This is a genomic window from Falsiroseomonas sp. HW251 (genome assembly GCF_050563545.1).
In the GTDB taxonomy this organism is placed as follows: domain Bacteria; phylum Pseudomonadota; class Alphaproteobacteria; order Acetobacterales; family Acetobacteraceae; genus Falsiroseomonas.
In genome coordinates, this window is sequence record NZ_JBNXUM010000012.1 from 59,228 (window position 1) to 77,413 (window position 18,186).

Sequence of the window (18,186 nt, forward strand, 5' to 3'; positions counted from 1 at the left end):
TAACCTAGGCCGGGATCGCGCCGGATTGAAGCGCCCGGCTGCGCGGGTTACCTCCCGCAACAGCAACCGGAGGTCCCGTCCCGCATGCCGCGCCGGCAATACTGGCTCGTGAAGTCGGAGCCCGACGCCTTCTCCTGGGCGCAGCAGGTCGAGCGGGGGGTCGAGCCCTGGACCGGCGTGCGCAACCACATGGCCAAGGCCAACCTGGTGGCCATGAAGGCGGGCGACCTCGCCTTCTTCTACCACTCGAACATCGGCAAGGAGATCGTGGGTGTGGTGGAGGTCGTGAGGACGGCCTATCCCGACCCGACGGTGGCTCCCGACGACCCCAAGGGGGAGTGGGTCTGCGTGGACATGAAGGCGGTAGGGCCGATGCCGAAGCCGGTGACGCTGGCCGCGATCAAGGCGGAGCCTGGCCTGGCGGAGCTCGCCCTGGTGCGGATGTCGCGCCTGTCGGTGATGCCAGTCAGCGCGGAGCACTGGAAGAAGCTCTGCAGGATGGGCGGCTGGAAGGGCTGATGTCGGAGGTCTCCGCCAAGGAACGCGTGCTCTGCCGGGTGGACGAGATCCCGGAGGGCGAGAGCCGCGGCTTCCCGCCGGCGCCAGGCGGCTTCACGGGCCTCTTCGCGATCCGCCGGGGCGCGGCGGTGCATGTCTATGTGAACTCCTGCCCGCATATCGGCCTGCCGCTCGATCCCGCGCCGGACCGGTTCCTGGACGCGAAGAAGCAGCACATCGTCTGCTCGGCTCATGGCGCGCGCTTCCGCATCGAGGACGGCGAGTGCTTCTCCGGCCCCTGCTACGGGGAGAGCCTGGAAGCCGTGCCGGTGCGCATCGACGCCGAGGGGCGGGTGATCGTCCCGGCGGACGCGGGCGTGTGACCGTGCTGGACATCGGCTCATGCGAGCCCATATCCTGGCTCAACTGAGCCAAGGGCTGTCCCATGTATCCCGTCGAGATCCCGAAAGTCGTCAGCGCGCTCGGCGGCCGCCGCGCGCTCGGCGTCGAGCCGCGCTCGCTCGATGAGTTGTCCGAGGCCGTGGAGCACGGCTTTCCCCGCGCCGTCGTCCGCGCGCTGGCGGCCAGCGCCGCGCCCGCCGACGCGGCGCCACCACTGCGGCGCCGGATCGAGGCGCTGGTCGCCTCGCCGGCCACGCTGAAGCGCAGCGCGCGCCTGTCGCCGGCGGCCAGCGAAAGGGCGGAGCGGCTCGCCCGCGTCGCAGCCCTGGCCGTGCAGGCGCTCGGCGACGCGGCGGAGGCGAAGGCCTGGCTGACCGAGCCGCATTCGCTGTTCGGCGACCGCGCGCCGATCGAAGTCGCGGCGACAGACCTCGGCGCGCGGCTGGTCGAGCGCGTGCTGCACAACATCGAGTACGGCCTGCCGGTCTGAGCGGTGCAGCTGTTCCGTCTCGGCACGGCGGCGCATCCCGTCTGGGACGGCGCCGGCGCCGCGGCGCATGGCGGGCGGTGGAACGCGCCTGGCCAGGCCGTGATCTACGCCGCGGGGTCGCTGGCGCTCGCGATGCTGGAAAGGCTGGTGCAGCGCCGCGGCTTCGGGGCGACGCTGGTCGTCACGGCCGAGGTGCCGGACGACGTCGCCTTCGAGGACCTGCTGGCGGCGCCGCCCGGGGGATGGCGGTCGCTCGCCAGCCCGTCGGCGGTTGCGGCGGGCGCAGCCTGGATCGCCGCGGGCCGCACCGCGCTGCTGCGCGTGCCTTCGGCGGTCGTGCCGCGGGAGGCGAATTTCGTCGTCAACCCCGCGCATCCCGACGCCGCGCGCATCCGCGTCGGGCGGGCGGAGACGCTGGACTGGGATCCGCGCCTGTTCGGCATCCCGGCGCCGCGGCGCTGAAGCCGCGCCTTCCTTCCGCCACGCACGGCACCGTTCCGCCGCAACCGTCGCGAAAACACCTTGGCGACGCCCAATGCCCGACGCGGGCCGTGCCCATCCTCCGTTCTGCGCCCGAAGCCCCGGGCGCCCGAACGAGGAGCTACATGATGCGCCAGTTCACCCGCCTTTCCCTCGCCGCCGCGCTGGTCGGCATGACGATCGCCCCGGCCTTCGCCCAGGGGTCCGTCACCCCCGCGACGCCCGCCACCCCGGCGCAGCGCCCTGCCGCGGCCGCGACGCCCGCCAACCCCGGCGGCAGCGTGACCCAGGCCCAGCCCGCGCAGCGCCCGGCGCAGCCCGCCGGCACGGTGCAGGGCCAGGCGAACCGCGCCACCCCGGCGACGCCGGCCACCCCGGCCTCGCCGAGCCAGGCGCCGCGGGCGACCAACTGACCCAACCGCGGGCGGCCTGACTTCCGGCCGCCCGGCTTCCCCTCCCCTCCCTGTCTCGCCGGCCCGTGACCCCCGTCACGGGCCGGTTGACGCATATCAAGGCCTTATGGCCCATAGGGCCGATAGGTGACGTCGAGCCCCGACGAGAGGGCCAGTCACCCAAGGTTGGGGAACGCGCATGTCCGACGCATTGATCGCCGTGAAGCCCGAGATCGCGGCCAAGGCCCGCATCGACGCCGCCAAGTACAAGGCGATGTACGACCAGGCCTCGAAGGATCCCGACGGCTTCTGGCGCGGCGAGATGAACCGCATCGCCTGGATGAAGGCGCCGACGAAGATCAAGAACGTCGACTTCAACGGCGACGTCAGCATCAGGTGGTTCGAGGATGGCGAGCTCAACGCCTCCGTCTCCTGCCTCGACCGGCACCTCGCGACCAAGGGCGACCAGGTCGCGATCATCTGGGAAGGCGACAACCCCGACAGCGACGCCAAGGTCACCTACAAGGAGCTGCACGCGCGCGTCTGCCGCCTGACGAATGCGCTGCGCAAGCTCGGCGTGAAGAAGGGTGACCGCGTCTGCATCTACCTCCCCATGATCGTGGAGGCCGCGGTCGCGATGCTGGCCTGCGCCCGCGTTGGCGCGATCCACTCCATCGTCTTCGGCGGCTTCTCCCCGGACAGCCTGGCCAGCCGCATCCAGGACAGCGAGTGCTCGATCCTGATCACCGCGGACCAGGGCCGCCGCGGCGGGCGTTCCGTGCCGCTCAAGACCAATGCCGACGAAGCGCTGAAGACCTGCCCCTCCATCCGTCATGTGATCGTCGCGAAGAACACCGGGAACGACGTGCCGATGCAGGCGGGCCGCGACATCTGGTGGGACGATGCATGCGCGGGGCTGCCCGACACCGCCGAGCCCGAGCGGATGAACGCGGAGGATCCGCTCTTCATCCTCTACACCTCGGGCTCGACGGGGAAGCCGAAGGGCGTGCTGCACACCACCGGCGGCTACATGGTCTGGGCGTCCTTCACGCACCAGAACGTCTTCGACTACCGCGACGGCGAGATCTACTGGTGCACGGCCGATGTGGGCTGGGTGACCGGCCACACCTACATCGTCTACGGCCCGCTCGCGAACGGCGCGACGACGCTGATGTTCGAGGGCGTGCCGAATTACCCCACGGTCTCCCGCTTCTGGGAGGTCGTGGACAAGCACCAGGTCAACATCTTCTACACCGCGCCGACCGCGATCCGCGCGCTGATGCGCGACGGCGAGGCGCCGGTGAAGAAGGCCTCGCGCAAGTCGCTGCGCATCCTGGGTTCCGTCGGCGAGCCCATCAATCCCGAGGCCTGGCTCTGGTACTACCGCGTTGTCGGCGACGAGCGCTGCCCGATCGTGGACACTTGGTGGCAGACCGAGACGGGGGGGATCCTGATATCGCCGCTGCCCGGCGCCATCGCGCAGAAGCCGGGCTCGGCGACGCTGCCGCTGCCCGGCGTGAAGCCCGCGCTGGTGGATGGCGAGGGCAAGATCCTGGAGGGCGCGACGGAGGGCAACCTCGTGCTGCTCGACGCCTGGCCCGGCATGATGCGCACGATCTATGGCGACCATGCCCGCTTCGCGCAGACCTACTTCTCGACCTTCAAGGGCATGTACTTCACCGGCGACGGCGCGCGGCGCGACGCCGACGGCTACTACTGGATCACCGGCCGCGTGGACGATGTCATCAACGTCTCCGGCCACCGCATGGGCACAGCCGAGATCGAATCCGCGCTCGTCGCGCACCCGAAGGTCGCGGAGGCCGCGGTTGTCGGCATGCCGCACGACCTCAAGGGCCAGGGCATCTACTGCTACGTCACCCTGAAGTCGGGCGAGGAGCCGAGCGAGGCGCTGCGCAAGGAGCTCGTGGCCTGGGTGCGGAAGGAGATCGGCCCGATCGCCGCGCCAGACGCGATTCAGTGGGCGCCGGGCCTGCCGAAGACCCGCTCGGGCAAGATCATGCGCCGCATCCTGCGCAAGATCGCGGCGAACGAGACGGACGGGCTCGGCGACACCTCGACGCTCGCGGACCCGACCGTGGTGCAGGACCTCATCGAGAACAAGGTCGGCTGACCCAGGCGCCGCCGCCTGCCGATGCGGGCGGCGGCTGGCCTCTCGGTCAGGCCGATACCGGGCCGTCTGCCGCCAGCGCCGCAGCCAGTGCATCGTCGCGATGCAGCGCGACGATCTTCCCCGCCATCTCCGCCGGCGTCGAAGGTTCCTGGAGGAGGGTGCCGCGTTCGCAGGCCGGAAGGGCCCGCGGCTTCGGCGCGCTGGGACTTTCGCAAAGGCGGGCCGTCAGGGCTCGCCTCGCCGCGTGAGCACAGTGGGGCCGAGGCTAGCCGAAGAGCACAAGGCCCGCAGTCCAGCCCAGGGTGAGGCTCGCCACGAACATCAGGGCGGAACGGTAGGCCAGCATTGTCGTCTCCTCTGGGGGTTGCGGGCTGCCTGTTGCGGGTGTCTCAGGGTGGCACCCGCGGATGAACCCCTGGTTAACGGTGCCGGCCCGAACGCGCCGGCGCGGCGCCAGGCACGACCCCGCCCGGGTTCTGCCCTGCGCCCGTGCCGCGTTGCGCGATGCCCGGGGTGCCGTCACATCGGGGCATGGCCCTTGATCCCACGACCCGGCTGATCCTCGTGCTCGGACTGGGCGCGGGGGCGTCCTCGCTCGCCGGCCGCGCGCTCGATCCGCTCGTCGGCGTCATCGGCGGGGAGTTCGGCGCGACGGCCGAGCGGGTGGCGCTGCTCTCCACTGCCTTCGCGCTGCCCTATGCGCTGGTGCAACCCGTGCTAGGGCCGATCGGGGACGCCGCCGGCAAGCAGCGGGTTATCCGCATCTGCCTGGTGGTCTTGACGCTGGCGCTGCTGGCCTCGGCCTTCGCGCCAGACCTCGCCTCGCTCGCCGTGTTGCGGGTGATCGCGGGCGGGGCGGCGGGCGGCGTCTTCCCGCTGGCGATCGCCGCGGTCGGGGACGGCGTGCCGATGGACCGCCGCCAGGTCGCGCTGTCGCGGCTTCTGGTCGCGGGCTTGACGGGATCGGTGATCGGCGGCGCGCTGTCGGCGGCGCTCGAGCCCATCATCGGCTGGCGCGGGGTGCAGGCGCTCTGCGCGCTAGCCGCGCTCGGCGGGCTGGTCGCGCTCCGTGGCCAGGCGCCGGCGCATCCGCCGCGCCGCTTCGACCTTGGCGAGGCGCTGCGCCGCTATGGCGTGATCTTCCGCCTGCCGGCGGCGCGCGTGCTGTTCTTCTCCGTCTTCGTGGAGGGCGCGCTGCTCTTCGGCATCTTCCCCTTCCTCGCGCCGCTCTTCGTGGAACGCGGGCTGGCCGGCGCCTCGGGCGGCGTCGCGGAGGCCGGGCTGGCGGTCACCTTCTATGCGTTCGGCGGTTTCGTGTTTGCCGCACTCGCGCCCTGGATGCTGCGCCGCTTCGGGCAGGTGCGGATGATCATGCTGGGCGGCGCCGCCTGCGCCTTTGGCCTGGTCAGCCTGGCCTTCGCGCCCTTCGCCTGGTTCGCGATCGCGGCCTGCCTGGTCTTCGGGCTCGGCTTTTACATGGTCCATTCCTCCATCCAGACACGGGTGACGGAGGTGGCGCCGGCCGCTCGCGGCACGGCGGTGGCGCTGCATGCCTTCCACTTCTTCCTCGGCCAGTCGCTGGGGCCGGTGGTGATGGGGGCGATGCGCGCCGTGCTGGGGCCGCAGGCGGCGCTGCTGGCCTGCGCGGCGGGGATGGTGGTGCTGGCGGTCTGGCTGGCGCCGAGGGGCCCGAAAGCCGCGCTTCGTTAGGACAGCGCACGGTTCGCGATTCGCCCCGAACTGGAACGGGCCGTGAATCCGCTTCGTCGGGCTTTGTCGTGAAGTGTCTGGAATCAAGCTACTGGCCCGAGTCGCGCGAACGAATCGCTGACCCCCGTGATTCGTTCTTCCGCCACAAGACCTTGGGGTGATTCCGATTTTCGGCCACAAGCGCGTTCCAGAATCGCCGCCCGATTCGCGACTCGGCGGGGCACAAGTGGTTGGGGTCGTTGCGCTTTCCCGTCACAAGCGCGTTCCGGTCGCGAATCGGGATTGGCCGATCAGAAGTCGCTGACGCGGCCCTTCCTCTCCCAGTCGCCGTAGCGCGTCGGCTCCGGCCCGGCAGGCCCGCCGACCTCCTTCGGCGTCATCCGCACGGGCTCCTCGGCCGGCGGGTCGCCGGCGGGGGGGATGTGCTCGCCGGGCAGCGGTGGCTCGATATCCGGCGGGGGCTGGGTGGGCCCGGGCGTCGGCGGCGGCACCGGGCGCCCCGGGGCGGGCCCGGTCGGTTCGTCCGGCGGCACGGGGAGTTGGGCCTTGCGGGGCGCCTCGCCCCGGTTGTCTCGGTCGCTCATGCCCCACATGTAGTCGCTCTCCCGCGGTCTGGTCGCGCTATCAACGCGCAAGGCGGGCATTCGGAGGTGTCGGGAGATCATGGCCGGCTATTTCCGCACCGCGCTGCTGCTCGCCGCAATGACGGCTCTCTTCGTCGGCGTGGGCTATGTCATCGGTGGCCGCCAGGGCATGGCGATCGCCTTCGTCCTGGCCTGCGGCATGAACCTCTGGGCCTGGTGGAACAGCGACCGCGTCGTGCTCGGGATGCACAACGCGCAGCCCATCGGGCCGCAGGACGCGCCGCGTCTCTTCCAGATAGTCGGCGAGCTCGCGGCGCGCGCGGGCCTGCCGATGCCCGCGCTCTACGTGATCCACGAGGACCAGCCCAACGCCTTCGCCACTGGCCGCAACCCGCAGAACGCGGCCGTCGCGGTGAACACCGGCCTGCTCGACATGATGAGCGAGCGCGAGGTCGCCGGCGTCGTCGCGCATGAGCTCGCCCATATCCGCAACCGCGACACGCTGATCATGACGCTCACCGCGACGCTGGCCGGCGCCATCGGCATGCTCGCGCAGTTCGGCTTCATGTTCCGCGGCCGCGACCACGACGGGCGCGGGAACGCCTTCGGCCCGATCGGGACCATCCTGCTGGTCGTGCTCGCGCCCATCGCCGCGATGATCGTGCAGATGGCGATCAGCCGGTCCCGCGAATACGAGGCCGACCGGATCGGCGCGGAGATCACCGGCGACCCGAACGGCCTGGCTTCCGCCCTCCTGCGGCTCGAGGGCTACAAGCAGGGCCGCGTGAACGAGGCGGCCGAGGCCAACCCGGCCAGCGCCCCGCTCTTCATCATCAATCCGCTCTCCGGCCTCCGGATGGACGGGCTCTTCTCGACCCACCCCGCGACGGCCAACCGCGTCGCGGCGCTGGAGGAGCTGGCTTCGCGGATGGGCGGCCCCCCGGATCCGGGAACTCGCATCCCGCAGGCGGGTTGGGGCGTTCCACCGCAGCAAGCCCCGGGACCCTGGAGCCAAGGGGCGCGACGCAATCCCTGGGGGTGAGCGTGGCCGCAGGCGTCGTCGCCGGCGGCCGAGAGAGGAACGGTCCATGCCCCACGCCTGGCGTCGGCTGCCCATCGCGGTGCGGTTCCTGTTCTCGCACGGCGCCCTCGGCTTTGCGGCCGCGGGTCTCTTCGTGGGCGGGCTGCTGGTCACCGACCCCAACGGCGCGGGGACGCTGCTGCTGACCGGCGCGGGGCATTGGTGGCCGCTCGCGCTGCTCTGGGGCCTGACAGGCTCGACCTTCGCCGGCGTGCAGATCGGCATCGCCATCATGCTGATGGGCGAGCAGCCGGCGCCCGGCCCGCCCGGCGGCAACCGCGCGCCGGGCGGTCCGGCGCCGGCCCGGATCCCCGTCCAGGCGCGGCGCCGCTGATCCCGGCGTGCTACGCCGCGGGCCGGATGTTGTGGTTCACATGGAAGAGGTTGGCCGGGTCGTAGCGCCTCTTCACGGCCTGCAGCCGTGAGTAGTTCTCGCCGAAGGTGGCGCGGATGCGCGCGTCGCCCTCGTCGTCCATCATGAAGTTGGGATAGGCGCCGCCCATGTCGAAGGGATGCACCGCGTCCCAATAGGCCTTGGCCCAGCGCGTGATCGCGCCGGCGTTCTGCGGGTTCGGATCGATGCCCGCGATCACCATGGACCAGGTCGCGTCGCGCGTCCGCCAGGCCGTGGCGTCCGGGGCGACGCGATGCACTGCGCCATCGATGGGATAGAGGTGCATCAGCGAGAACTCGCTCGGCGTGCGCGCGGCCTGCTCGAGATGCGCGGTGATCGCCGCATCCGTCAGCTCCTTCACGAAGTCGCCGCGCCAGTACCACTGCATCCCCTTGGGATAGAGCGGGTCGAACATCGACTGCAGCGCGGGATAGGGCATGGTGCCGCGCCAGTCGAAGAGCGGCGCGGGCAGCGTGTCGAGCAGCGGCGCCATGGCGCGGCGCCCCTCCTCCTCCGCTCCGACATAGCAGCACATCAGCAGGCAAATCCGCTTGCCCCAGACCGGCTCCGGGAAGGGCGCGGAGGAGACGAGCTTCTTGAGCCCGAGGAAAATGCAGAGCTCCTCCGGCATGCGCGGCAGGGCGTCGCGATAGGTCCGCATGATCTCGCCGGCCTGCGCCTGGTCGTAGGCGACCGGCCCGGCGAAGACCTGGCTGACGGGATGCGCGCGGAAGAGGAAGCTGGTCACCGCGCCGAAATTCCCGCCGCCGCCGCGCAGCGCCCAGAACAGGTCGGGGTTCTGCGTCGCGTTCGCCACGACGAAGCGCCCGTCCGCCAGCACCACATCGGCCTCGAGCAGGTTGTCGATGGTCAGCCCGTATTTGCGCGTGAGATAGCCATGCCCGCCGCTCAGCGTCAGGCCCGCGATCCCCGTGGTGGAGATGATGCCCGCCGGCACCGCGAGGCCGAAGGGATGCGTCGCGTGGTCCACGTCGCCCTGGGTGCAGCCGGCCTCGACGCGCACGGTCCGCGCCTCGGGGTCCACGCGCACGCCGCGCATGCGGCCGAGGTCGATCACCAGCCCATCGTCCACGCTGCCGAGCCCCGGCCCGTTGTGGCCGCCGCAGCGGATCGCGAGCGTCAGACCGTTCTCCCGCGCGTGGTTCACGGCGGCGATGACGTCGGCGACATCGGCGCATTGCGCGACGACACGCGGCTTCTTGTCGATCATCCCGTTGTAGAGCGCGCGGGCGGCGTCGTAGTCGGGATCGCCGCGTGCGACCGTGGTGCCGCGCAGCCGTGACCTGAGTGTCGCAACCGCATCGCCGCTCATGCCGTCCTCCCTTGGTGAACGTTCCGGCAGACGTTGGGTCGGCACCGATTCTGCGCTCGCGTTCGACGACACCGCAAAGCTTTCCCCGCGATGGCGGATCGCGTTTGCGTGTTGGCCGGTCAGGCCTTGCCGCTGCGGAGCCGCGTCGACCAGATGTGCCAGGCATAGGTCCCGAGGATCAGCGCCAGCACGATGTAGGAGAGCGGGCTCAGCCAGCCCTCGACCGCGTGGAAATGCTCCTCGAGCCACCAGCCCGCGCCGGCGAGCAGGCTGATCCAGACCGTGCTGCCGAGCGTCGTCCAGAGGTAGAAGACGCGGCGCGGGATCAGCACCAGGCCCGCGGGAACCGAGATCACCGTGCGGATGCCCGGCAGCAGCCGCCCGAAGAACAGCGCGACCGGGCCATGCTTCCTCAGCGTCGCCTCGGCGCGGTCGAAGTCCCGCCCGTCCACCGCGAACCAGCGCCCGTAGCGCGCGAACAGCGGGCGTAGGCGGGCCGAGCCCACGCGTCGCGCCAGCTCGTACCAGATGGCGTTGCCCGCCACAGTGCCGACGATGCCCGCCAGGATCGCGAGCGTCATGCTCATCTGCCCGCGCGCGGCGGCGAAGCCGGCCAGCGGCATGATCACCTCCGACGGGATCGGCGGGAACAGGTTCTCGAGGAACATCAGCGCCAGCACGCCCGGCCATCCCGCCGCGGCGATGACGCCCGTCACCCATTCGAACATCAGCGCGCCCGCACGGCCGTCACCGGCCGCGGCGCCACCACGAGCATGTGCATCCTTCTAGTTCCCGGCTGTGTAGAGGTTGATCGCGACTCTCCGGCCGCGTGAGTAGTTGAAGCCCGCTACCGTGCCCCGCTCCCGCAGCGCAAGGCCCCGCGTGGCGGCCTCGGCGCGGAAGGCGGCCTCGTCGCGGTCGGCGACGGCGACCAGGCGGCCCGGTTCGTCCGCCAGGAAACGCGCGGCCTCGGCGCCGTTCCGCAGCAGGCGGATCTCGGAGCCCATCGCGAACATCAGGGACGGCTCGTGGTAGCCGACAATGCCGAAGCGCTCGTGCGGCAGGCCTGGATCCGTCCGGTGCACCAGTTCGGCGATGCGTGGCGAGAGCCAGGGGGCGCGAAGCCGCGGCAGCACGCCTTCCAGCACCACCCAATACAGCGGCACCGCGCAGAGCACCGCGAGCAGCCCCGCGCGCGCCGCCTGGCCCTGCAGCAGCGCGCGGATCGGCAGCGCCATCAGCGCCGCCGCCGGCAGCACCAGCAGCGAGGCCACGGACAGCCGGCTGTCCGCGATGCGAGGCAGCGCCACCGCCGCTGCCGCCAGCCCCGCCGCGACCGCGCCGAGCGCGACGACCGACAGCCAGTGCAGCCAGCGCGGCGGGGGCGAGCGCAGCGGGTCCATCGCCCAGGACGCGCCGAGCAGCATCAGCGCCGGGAAGGCCGGCAGCGTGTAGTGCGGCAGCTTGGTCGTGAAGGCCTCGAACATCAGCCAGGTCGGCACCGCCCAGGCCAGCAGGAAGCGCGTCGGCGGCTGCAGCCGGTCCCCCCAGGCGCCGGGGATGGCGCGCAGCACCAGGAAGGCGCCGGGGAAGGCAATGATGCCGAAGATCGCGGCGTAGTAGCCGGGCGGGCCCCAGTGGTTCTCGTCGGCGCCGCCGACCTTGCTCAGCATGTCGCCGCCGATGGCGTCCGTGATGAACCGGCCTTCCGTCGCGATGGTCACCGCGATGAACCACGGCGCGGCGGCGAGCACCATCAGCGGCACGCCCCAGCCCGGGTGCAGCGCGCGCAGCCAGCCCGCGCGGTTGGCCCAGGCCTTGTCGGCGACCGCCAGCGTCACGCCGGCCAGCAGCGGCACCATCAGGCCGATCGGCCCCTTCAGCAGGACCGATAAGCCGAGCACCAGCCAGAAGGCGACGGCCTGGCCCTGGGTGAAGCCTTGCGGGTTGATGTAGGCCCGCGCGAAGAGGCCCATCGCCACCGCGACCGTCCCCAGCAGCGCCGCGTCGGTCTTGGCGATATGCGTCTCGAGCACCAGCACCAGGCAGGCGCCGAGCATTGCGGCGCCGAGGAAGGCCGCGCGTCGCCCGACCAGCGACCGACCGAAATGGTAGGTCGCCAGCACCGCCGCCAGCGCGCCGAGCAGCGAGGGGATGCGGTAGGGCCAGATCGCATGCCGCGTCTCGATCCCCGCGCGTTCCAGCACATGGACCGCCGCCGCCTGCGCCCAGTGGATGCCGGCGGGCTTCTTGTTGCGCTCGACCTCGCCGAGCCGGATGCGGACGTAGTCGCCGGTCTCGACCATCTGGCGGGAGGCCTGGGCGAAGCGGCTCTCGTCGCGGTCGCCGGGGGGAATGGTGAAGAAGCCGGGCAGCCAGAGCAGCGCGCAGAGCAGCGTGAGCCAGAGGGGCGCGCGCCGCGTCTCCGGCAGCCGGTCCAGGAATTCCGCGGCGCGCTGCATGGGGGGCGCCCCTAGCACGGGTCGGGACCGGGGGCCATAAAGCCTCCCTCCCATGTCAGACCAGCGCAGACACCCCGGCGGCACAGCCGGCTACCCCGTCCGCAAGGCGACGCTCGCGCTGCTCGATGCCGTGATGGTCCGCCGCCGACCGCTCGAGGAAGCGCTGGATGCGCTGCCCGCGCGCCTCGCTCCGCGCGACCGCTCGGCCGCGCACCGCATTGCCGCCGCCGTGCTGCGCCGCGCCGGCAGCCTCGACGCGGTGCTGGAGCCCTTCCTGCGCCGCGAGCCGCCGACCGAGGTCCGCGCCGCTCTGCGCGCCGGCGCGGCCGAGCTGCTGCTGCTCGGCACCCCCGCCCATGCCGCCGTCGCTGCCACCGTCTCGGTCGTGCCCAAGGCCTTCGCGGGGCTGGTGAACGCGGTGCTCCGCAAGGTCGCGACCGAAGGCCCCGCCGCGCTGGAGGGCCTGGATGCCGAGCGGCTGGACACCCCGCCCTGGCTCTGGAGCGCCTGGCACGGCGCCTATGGGCCGGCGGTCCGCGCCATCGCCCGCGCGCACCGCGAGACCCCGCCGCTCGACCTGACGCTCGCCCCAGGCGCGGCGGCTCCAGAAGGCGCGACGATGCTGCCGACCGGCACGGCCCGCCTGCCCGCCGGCACGCGCGTCGCCGACCTTCCGGGCTTCGCCGAGGGCGCCTTCTGGGTGCAGGACGCCGCCGCCGCCCTGCCGGCACGGCTGCTCGCCGCCCGGCCCGGCGAGCGGGTCGCCGATCTCTGCGCCGCGCCCGGCGGCAAGACCGCGCAGCTCGCCGTCGCCGGCGCCCGCGTCGTGGCGGTGGAGCGCGACCCGAAGCGGCTCACCCGGCTGAAGGAGAACCTGGCCCGCCTGAAGCTCGAGGCCGATTGCATCGAGGCCGATGCCGCGACCTGGTCGCCGGGCGAGGCCTTCGACGCCATCCTGCTCGACGCCCCCTGCACCGCGACGGGGATCATCCGCCGGCATCCCGACATCCCGCATCTCAAGCGCGCCGCCGACGTGGCGCCGATGGCGGAGACGCAGGCGCGGCTGCTGGCCCATGCCGCGACGCTGCTGAAACCCGGCGGGCGGCTGGTGCTCGCGACCTGCTCGCTGCAGCCCGAGGAAGGCGAGGCGCATCTGGCCCGCGCCGCCGGGCTCGGCCTCGCGCCCGATCCGATCCGGGCGGAGGAGTTGCCGGGGCTGGAGGCGGCGCTGACGCCACAGGGCACGCTGCGGACGCGGCCGGATCTGTGGGGTGACCGCGGCGGGTTGGACGGCTTCTTCGCGGCGCGGTTCTTGAAGGCCTGAGGCAGCGCAAACCCTCACCCGGCCGCTGCGCGGCCATCCTCCCCCGCTCCGCCGGAGAGGGAGATTCGGCGCCACCGCTCCCTCTCCCGATTGCGGGGGAGGGCTGGGGTGGGGGCGTGCGCTACACCACCAGAACGACGCTACTGCCGCGGTCCGACCGAGAGCTGGACCTCCGACCTCGTCTCGCCGCCGGTGCCGTCCAGGCGCTGCAGCATCACCAGCGCCCGCGGCAGGGTCCAGACCTGGCGCACGCCGCCCGACACCGTCTGCATCGGACCGACCTGCGCACTGGCCAAGCAGGTCCCAACCTCGTTCTGCAACTGGCTGAACCGCTCCGAGGCCGGGCTCGGCGGCAGGCGGGACGGGCCGCGCTGCATCACGGCGGTATAGGCCGGGATCTGCAGCGAGCCGAAGCGGGCATTGGCGCGGAACTCCTCGACGGAGCCCGGGATCTGCTGCGGCGGGCCGGACAGGCGCTGGAAGCTGGTCGGCGCGGCCTCCACCAGGCGGCGCAGGCCCTGGCAGAGCTGGGCCTGGGTCTGGGCGGTGGCGGCCAAGGGGTGGAACAGCGGGGCAAGGAGCAGGAACGACAGGATCAGACGACGCAAGCGGGAACCCTCCGGGCGCGGCGGAGACTGAACCCGGCGCCGCTGCCGGGCAAGCCAGCCAGACCGAAGGCTACTTCTCGCAGCGGAGCATCACCGTCGAGCGGTTGGCGATGTCCCCGATATCGGCCGCCGAACGGTCCGCCCCGCGGCTCTCCCCGGTCCGGAAGGGCACGCCGGCGCGGCGCAGGAAGCCCTGCGCCGTCTCGCCCTTCACCGCGAAGTTCACGTTGTCCACGTTCTGGACGCGGCGGTTGTCGAGCTTTGAGACGACAACGCCGACCACATGCCCCTGCAGGTCCAGCATCGGCCCGCCGGAATTGCCGGGCTGGACCTCCGCGCTGATCTGGAAGTTGTTGGGATCGTTGCCGACGCCGGCGAGCGCGTTGATGACGCCGCGGGTCAGCTTGGGGTCCGAGGAGAGCAGCCCGGCGAGAGGGAAGCCGTAGACGATCACGTCCTCGCCCCGGCGGATGGCCGGGCCGGCGCGGAACGCCAGCACCGGCCCCGGATTGCCGGGGATGGTGAGCACGGCCAGATCCAGCGCGCGGTCCACCTGCGCCGGGGGCGTCGCCGCCAGCCAGCGCCCGTCCGGCGTCCGCGCCAGGATGCGGTCGCAGCCATCCACGACATGGTGGTTGGTCATCACGCGGTCGGGCGCCACCACGAAGCCGGTGCCGGAGGCGACGCGGCGGGCGTTCGGGTTCGGCCGGGCCTGCGCCACCGGTGGCGTCGCCGGCGGTGCGGCGGCCGCGGGCGCCGGCGCAGCGGCGGTGGCGAGTTCCACCCGCTGGTCCGCGCAGATGTCGCGGTCGCGCAGCACCGCCTCCCGCCCGTCCGCCAGCACGAGCCGGATGTCGAAGCGGCAGCCGGCCTCGGCGTTCGGGCGCAACGCGAAGGACTGGCCGGAAGGCAGAGGCCCCCGGTTCAGCAGGTTGCCGCCCCAGTCCGGCCGGCCGCTGCGCACCGCGTGCAGCGCCGTCGCCTCCGTCCCCGTGCGGTTGACGATCCGCACGGGTTCGCCCGGCGGCGCCTGGGACGTGCCCGGCCGGGCAAGGATCAGGGCGAGAACGAGGGCGAGCAGGACGCGGCGCATGCTCACCATGTCGCGAGGCCGCGCGGGCCCGTCAACCCGCGCGCGGGCGCCCAAAACCTGCGCCAGATCAAGGCGCGGGCCTTGCCAGTCCCGCAGGCTTGCCCGCAAGCCGGCGGAAGGGGCCTTGACCATCCCATTGTGGGAAACCCCATCTGCCGGTGCATGGAACCGAACGCCACCGCGATGCCAGAGGCGCCGCTCCCCCTGTCGCACCTCTCCCTCCCCGTGGAGGGCATGACCTGCGCCTCCTGCGCGGGCCGGGTGGAGCGCGCGCTGCGCAAGGTGCCGGGCGTCGCCGAGGCCCAGGTGAACCTGGCGGCCGAGCGGGCCGACGTCGCGGGCACGGCCGGCCCCGTCGAGCTCGCCGCCGCGATTCGCGCCGCCGGCTACGGCGTGCCGGAGACCGAGCGCAGCATCGGCATCGACGGCATGACTTGCGCCTCCTGCACCGGGCGCGTCGAACGCGCGCTGGCCAGGGTGCCGGGCGTGATCTCCGTCAGCGTGAACCTGGCCGCGGAACGCGCGACGCTGCGCCTGCTGGCGGGCGTCGAGGACGCCGCGCTCGGCGCCGCGCTGGCCAAGGCGGGCTACCGCCTCGCGGCGACGGGCGACGACATGGACGCCGAGGAAGCGGCGGCCCGGCGCCGGATCGCGCGGCAGGGGCTGGAACTCGCCGGCGCCGCCATGCTGACCGCGCCCTTCCTGGCCGGCATGCTCGGCATGGCCTTCGGCCAGAACTGGATGCCGAATGGCTGGGTGCAGGCCGCGCTGTCCGGCGCGATGCTCGCCTGGTTCGGCCCGCGCTTCTGGCGCGCCGCCTGGGGTGCGCTGCGCGACGGTACGGGCAACATGGACCTGCTGGTCTCGCTCGGCACCGGCGCGGCCTTCCTGCTCTCGCTCGTCCTGCTCTGGAGCCACGGCACGGAGCACGCCTCCGATCACGGCCATTACTTCGAGGCGAGCTCCGTCGTCCTGTTCTTCGTCCTGCTGGGCAAGTGGCTCGAGGCCCGCGCCAAGCGCGGCACGGGGGCGGCGATCCGTGCCCTGCTCGCGCTGCGGCCGCGCAACGCGCATCGCCTGGACGACGACGGCACGGAACGCGAGGTGCCGGCGGCCGCGCTGCTCGCCGGCGACCGCGTCGCGGTCCGCCCGGGCGAGCGCATTCCCGTGGACGGTGTCGTCGAGACCGGCGAGGCCGGCGTGGACGAGAGTGCGCTGACCGGCGAGTCCCGCGCGGTCGAGAAGCAGCCGGGATCGAAGGTCTCGACCGGCACCGTGGCGCTGGACGGGCGCCTGGTGATCCGCGCTACCGCGGTCGGGTCGGAAACGGCACTCGCCCGCGTCGCGGCGCTGGTCGCGGCGGCGCAGGCATCGCGCGCGCCGGTGCAGAAGCTGGTGGACCGCGTCAGCGCGGTCTTCGTCCCCGTCGTCATCGGCCTGTCACTGCTGACCTTGCTGGGCTGGATGATCGCCGGCGCGGGCTTCGACACGGCGCTCCTGCACGCCGTCGCCGTGCTGGTGATCGCCTGCCCCTGCGCGCTGGGTCTCGCGACGCCGGCCGCCATCATGGCCGGCACCGGCGCGGCAGCGCGGGCGGGTATCCTGCTGCGCGACGCCGAGGCGATCGAGCGCGCGCATTCCATCGACCTCGTCGCCTTCGACAAGACCGGCACGCTGACCGAGGGCAGGCCGAGGCTCGCCGCGCTGCATACCGCTGCCGGCGTGACGGAGCCGGATGCGCTGGCGCTCGCGGCGTCGCTGCAGGCCGGCAGCGAGCATCCGCTGGCCAAGGCGGTGCTGGCGGCCTTCGGCGCGACGCCGCAGGCGGCGTCCTCCTTCCGTGCCCTGCCGGGGCGCGGCGTGGAGGGGACGGTCGGCGACCGCCGCCTCGCGCTCGGCAGCCCGCGGCTGCTGGCTGAGGCCGGCGCGGAGCCCGGTACGCTCGCCGCCGCGGCGGCAGCCGAGGCCGCGCAGGGCCGTAGCCTGGCCTGGCTGGTGGACACCGGGAGCCGCGAGGCGCTGGCGCTGCTGGCCTTCGAGGACGCGCCGCGGCCGCGCGCCGCGGCAGCGGTGGCGGAACTGCGCCGCATGGGCGTCGGCGTCGCCCTGCTGTCCGGCGACATCGAGGCCGCGGCGAAGGCGGCGGCCGCGCGGCTCGGCATCGATCGCGTCGCGGCCGAGGTGCTGCCCGAGGGCAAGGCCGCCCAGGTCCAGGCCTGGCGGAGAGAAGGGGCCGTTGTCGCCATGGTGGGCGACGGCGTGAACGACGCGCCCGCGCTCGCGGCGGCCGATCTCGGCATCGCCATGGGCACGGGCACGGATGTGGCGATCGCGGCGTCCGGCATCACGCTGATGCGCGGCGATCCGGGTCTGGTTCCTGCGGCGCTCGACATCACCCGCAGGACCTATGCAAAGGTGAAGGGAAATCTGACATGGGCCTTCGCGTACAACCTGCTGGGTCTGCCTCTGGCGGCACTCGGCTTCCTGTCGCCGCCGCTGGCGGGGGCGGCGATGGCGATGTCGTCGGTCTGCGTGGTGGCGAACGCGCTGCTGCTGGCCCGATGGAAGCCTGCTGCGGTCCCGTGACGCCGCGCGGCAACGCCCAGCGCGGGATGAACATCGGCGAGGCCGCCGCACGGTCCGGCGTCTCCGCCAAGATGATCCGGCACTACGAATCGATTGGCCTGATCGAGGCGGAGCGGCGGTCCAACGGCTACCGCACCTATGGGCCGCAGGACGTCGCGGTGCTGCGCTTCATCCGCCACGCCCGCGACCTGGCCTTCCCGCTCGAGGACGTGCGCAAGCTGCTCGGCCTCTGGCGCGACCGGTCGCGGGCTTCGGGCGACGTGAAGAAGATGGCGCTCGCGCATGTCGAGGCGCTGGAGGCGAAGTCCGCCGCGCTCGCCGCGATGGCCGAGAGCCTGCGGCACCTCGCCAGCCATTGCAGCGGCGACGACCGGCCGGAATGCCCGATCCTGGCCGAGCTGGAAGGCAAGGACGCATGACTGTCGAGCTCAAGGTCGCCGGCATGACCTGCGGGCATTGCGTGAAGGCCGTGACCTCGGCGATCCAGGCGAGGGATCCGGCGGCGAAGGTGGAGGTGTCGCTCGAGCGCGGCACCGTGCGCGCGGAGACGTCGCTGCCGGCGGCGGTCGTCGCGGAGGTGGTCGCTGAGGAGGGCTACAAGGTCGCGGCCTGATTTGC

The 18,186-nt window shown here is 72.7% G+C and carries 19 protein-coding genes; 13 read left to right on the plus strand and 6 right to left on the minus strand.

All coding sequences use genetic code 11. The features are described 5' to 3' along the window. Nucleotides 1-84 precede the first annotated feature (84 nt). The 7 genes from ACLF3M_RS15895 to ACLF3M_RS15925 all read left to right on the plus strand — a co-directional run bounded on the left by ACLF3M_RS15895 (nt 85) and on the right by ACLF3M_RS15925 (nt 6,103). Nucleotides 85-519, plus strand: a complete 435-nt coding sequence (locus ACLF3M_RS15895) for an EVE domain-containing protein (protein WP_430657926.1) — start codon at nt 85-87, stop codon at nt 517-519. Further along, nucleotides 519-881 carry a Rieske (2Fe-2S) protein gene (locus ACLF3M_RS15900; protein ID WP_430657927.1) on the plus strand — a complete coding sequence of 121 codons (363 nt, stop codon included), beginning with the start codon at nt 519-521 and terminating at the stop codon, nt 879-881. Before ACLF3M_RS15895 ends, ACLF3M_RS15900 begins: the two co-directional genes overlap by 1 nt. A 62-nt stretch (nt 882-943) precedes the next feature. Further along, the gene (locus tag ACLF3M_RS15905; protein ID WP_430657928.1) at nt 944-1,390 is read left to right on the plus strand and encodes an antitoxin Xre/MbcA/ParS toxin-binding domain-containing protein; all 447 of its coding nucleotides are present in this window, start codon (nt 944-946) and stop codon (nt 1,388-1,390) included. A gap of 3 nt (nt 1,391-1,393) precedes the next feature. Beyond that, nucleotides 1,394-1,852, plus strand: coding sequence for an RES family NAD+ phosphorylase (locus ACLF3M_RS15910; RefSeq protein ID WP_430657929.1), 459 nt, complete (start codon nt 1,394-1,396; stop codon nt 1,850-1,852). 146 nt (nt 1,853-1,998) lie between these two features. After that, entirely contained in the window at nt 1,999-2,283 is a 285-nt protein-coding gene (locus tag ACLF3M_RS15915) for a hypothetical protein (RefSeq protein WP_430657930.1), read from the plus strand. A 178-nt stretch (nt 2,284-2,461) separates the two neighbouring features. Then, nucleotides 2,462-4,393 carry an acetate--CoA ligase gene (acs, locus tag ACLF3M_RS15920; protein ID WP_430657931.1) on the plus strand — a complete coding sequence of 644 codons (1,932 nt, stop codon included), beginning with the start codon at nt 2,462-2,464 and terminating at the stop codon, nt 4,391-4,393. 531 nt (nt 4,394-4,924) lie between these two features. Then, nucleotides 4,925-6,103, plus strand: coding sequence for an MFS transporter (locus ACLF3M_RS15925; RefSeq protein ID WP_430657932.1), 1,179 nt, complete (start codon nt 4,925-4,927; stop codon nt 6,101-6,103). Between the two features lie 290 nt (nt 6,104-6,393). Here the strand turns inward: ACLF3M_RS15925 and ACLF3M_RS15930 are convergent, their stop codons facing one another. Beyond that, on the minus strand, nt 6,394-6,687 hold the full coding sequence (locus ACLF3M_RS15930) for a DUF1674 domain-containing protein (protein WP_430657933.1): 294 nt from the start codon (nt 6,685-6,687) through the stop codon (nt 6,394-6,396). 79 nt (nt 6,688-6,766) lie between these two features. Here ACLF3M_RS15930 and htpX point away from each other — a divergent pair, with 79 nt between their 5' ends. Continuing rightward, a complete protein-coding gene (htpX, locus tag ACLF3M_RS15935) occupies nt 6,767-7,729 on the plus strand; it encodes a zinc metalloprotease HtpX (protein WP_430657934.1) in 963 nt (320 codons plus the stop codon). A gap of 46 nt (nt 7,730-7,775) precedes the next feature. Continuing rightward, nucleotides 7,776-8,102 carry a hypothetical protein gene (locus ACLF3M_RS15940; RefSeq protein ID WP_430657935.1) on the plus strand — a complete coding sequence of 109 codons (327 nt, stop codon included), beginning with the start codon at nt 7,776-7,778 and terminating at the stop codon, nt 8,100-8,102. A 10-nt stretch (nt 8,103-8,112) separates the two neighbouring features. Here the strand turns inward: ACLF3M_RS15940 and ACLF3M_RS15945 are convergent, their stop codons facing one another. The 3 genes from ACLF3M_RS15945 to ACLF3M_RS15955 all read right to left on the minus strand — a co-directional run bounded on the left by ACLF3M_RS15945 (nt 8,113) and on the right by ACLF3M_RS15955 (nt 11,957). Beyond that, nucleotides 8,113-9,495 carry an FAD-binding oxidoreductase gene (locus ACLF3M_RS15945; RefSeq protein ID WP_430657936.1) on the minus strand — a complete coding sequence of 461 codons (1,383 nt, stop codon included), beginning with the start codon at nt 9,493-9,495 and terminating at the stop codon, nt 8,113-8,115. Between the two features lie 119 nt (nt 9,496-9,614). Beyond that, a complete protein-coding gene (locus ACLF3M_RS15950; RefSeq protein WP_430657937.1) occupies nt 9,615-10,223 on the minus strand; it encodes a DedA family protein in 609 nt (202 codons plus the stop codon). Nucleotides 10,224-10,280: 57 nt separating this feature from the next. Then, nucleotides 10,281-11,957: an ArnT family glycosyltransferase gene (locus ACLF3M_RS15955; protein ID WP_430657938.1), complete on the minus strand. Its 1,677-nt coding sequence runs from the start codon at nt 11,955-11,957 to the stop codon at nt 10,281-10,283. Between the two features lie 52 nt (nt 11,958-12,009). Here ACLF3M_RS15955 and ACLF3M_RS15960 point away from each other — a divergent pair, with 52 nt between their 5' ends. Continuing rightward, nucleotides 12,010-13,281, plus strand: a complete 1,272-nt coding sequence (locus ACLF3M_RS15960; RefSeq protein ID WP_430657939.1) for an RsmB/NOP family class I SAM-dependent RNA methyltransferase — start codon at nt 12,010-12,012, stop codon at nt 13,279-13,281. A gap of 140 nt (nt 13,282-13,421) precedes the next feature. Here ACLF3M_RS15960 and ACLF3M_RS15965 read toward each other — a convergent pair whose 3' ends face one another. After that, nucleotides 13,422-13,889: a hypothetical protein gene (locus ACLF3M_RS15965; RefSeq protein WP_430657940.1), complete on the minus strand. Its 468-nt coding sequence runs from the start codon at nt 13,887-13,889 to the stop codon at nt 13,422-13,424. Nucleotides 13,890-13,959: 70 nt separating this feature from the next. Beyond that, nucleotides 13,960-14,982 carry a trypsin-like peptidase domain-containing protein gene (locus tag ACLF3M_RS15970; RefSeq protein WP_430657941.1) on the minus strand — a complete coding sequence of 341 codons (1,023 nt, stop codon included), beginning with the start codon at nt 14,980-14,982 and terminating at the stop codon, nt 13,960-13,962. Between the two features lie 162 nt (nt 14,983-15,144). Between ACLF3M_RS15970 and ACLF3M_RS15975 the strand changes: the two genes are divergently transcribed. The 3 genes from ACLF3M_RS15975 to ACLF3M_RS15985 are packed head-to-tail and all read left to right on the plus strand — an operon-like array spanning nt 15,145 to nt 18,181. Next, on the plus strand, nt 15,145-17,568 hold the full coding sequence (locus tag ACLF3M_RS15975) for a heavy metal translocating P-type ATPase (protein ID WP_430657942.1): 2,424 nt from the start codon (nt 15,145-15,147) through the stop codon (nt 17,566-17,568). After that, entirely contained in the window at nt 17,544-17,987 is a 444-nt protein-coding gene (locus tag ACLF3M_RS15980) for a MerR family transcriptional regulator (RefSeq protein ID WP_430657943.1), read from the plus strand. The genes ACLF3M_RS15975 and ACLF3M_RS15980 overlap by 25 nt, the downstream gene beginning before the upstream one ends. Continuing rightward, the gene (locus tag ACLF3M_RS15985) at nt 17,984-18,181 is read left to right on the plus strand and encodes a cation transporter (protein WP_430657944.1); all 198 of its coding nucleotides are present in this window, start codon (nt 17,984-17,986) and stop codon (nt 18,179-18,181) included. Before ACLF3M_RS15980 ends, ACLF3M_RS15985 begins: the two co-directional genes overlap by 4 nt. Nucleotides 18,182-18,186 lie beyond the last annotated feature (5 nt).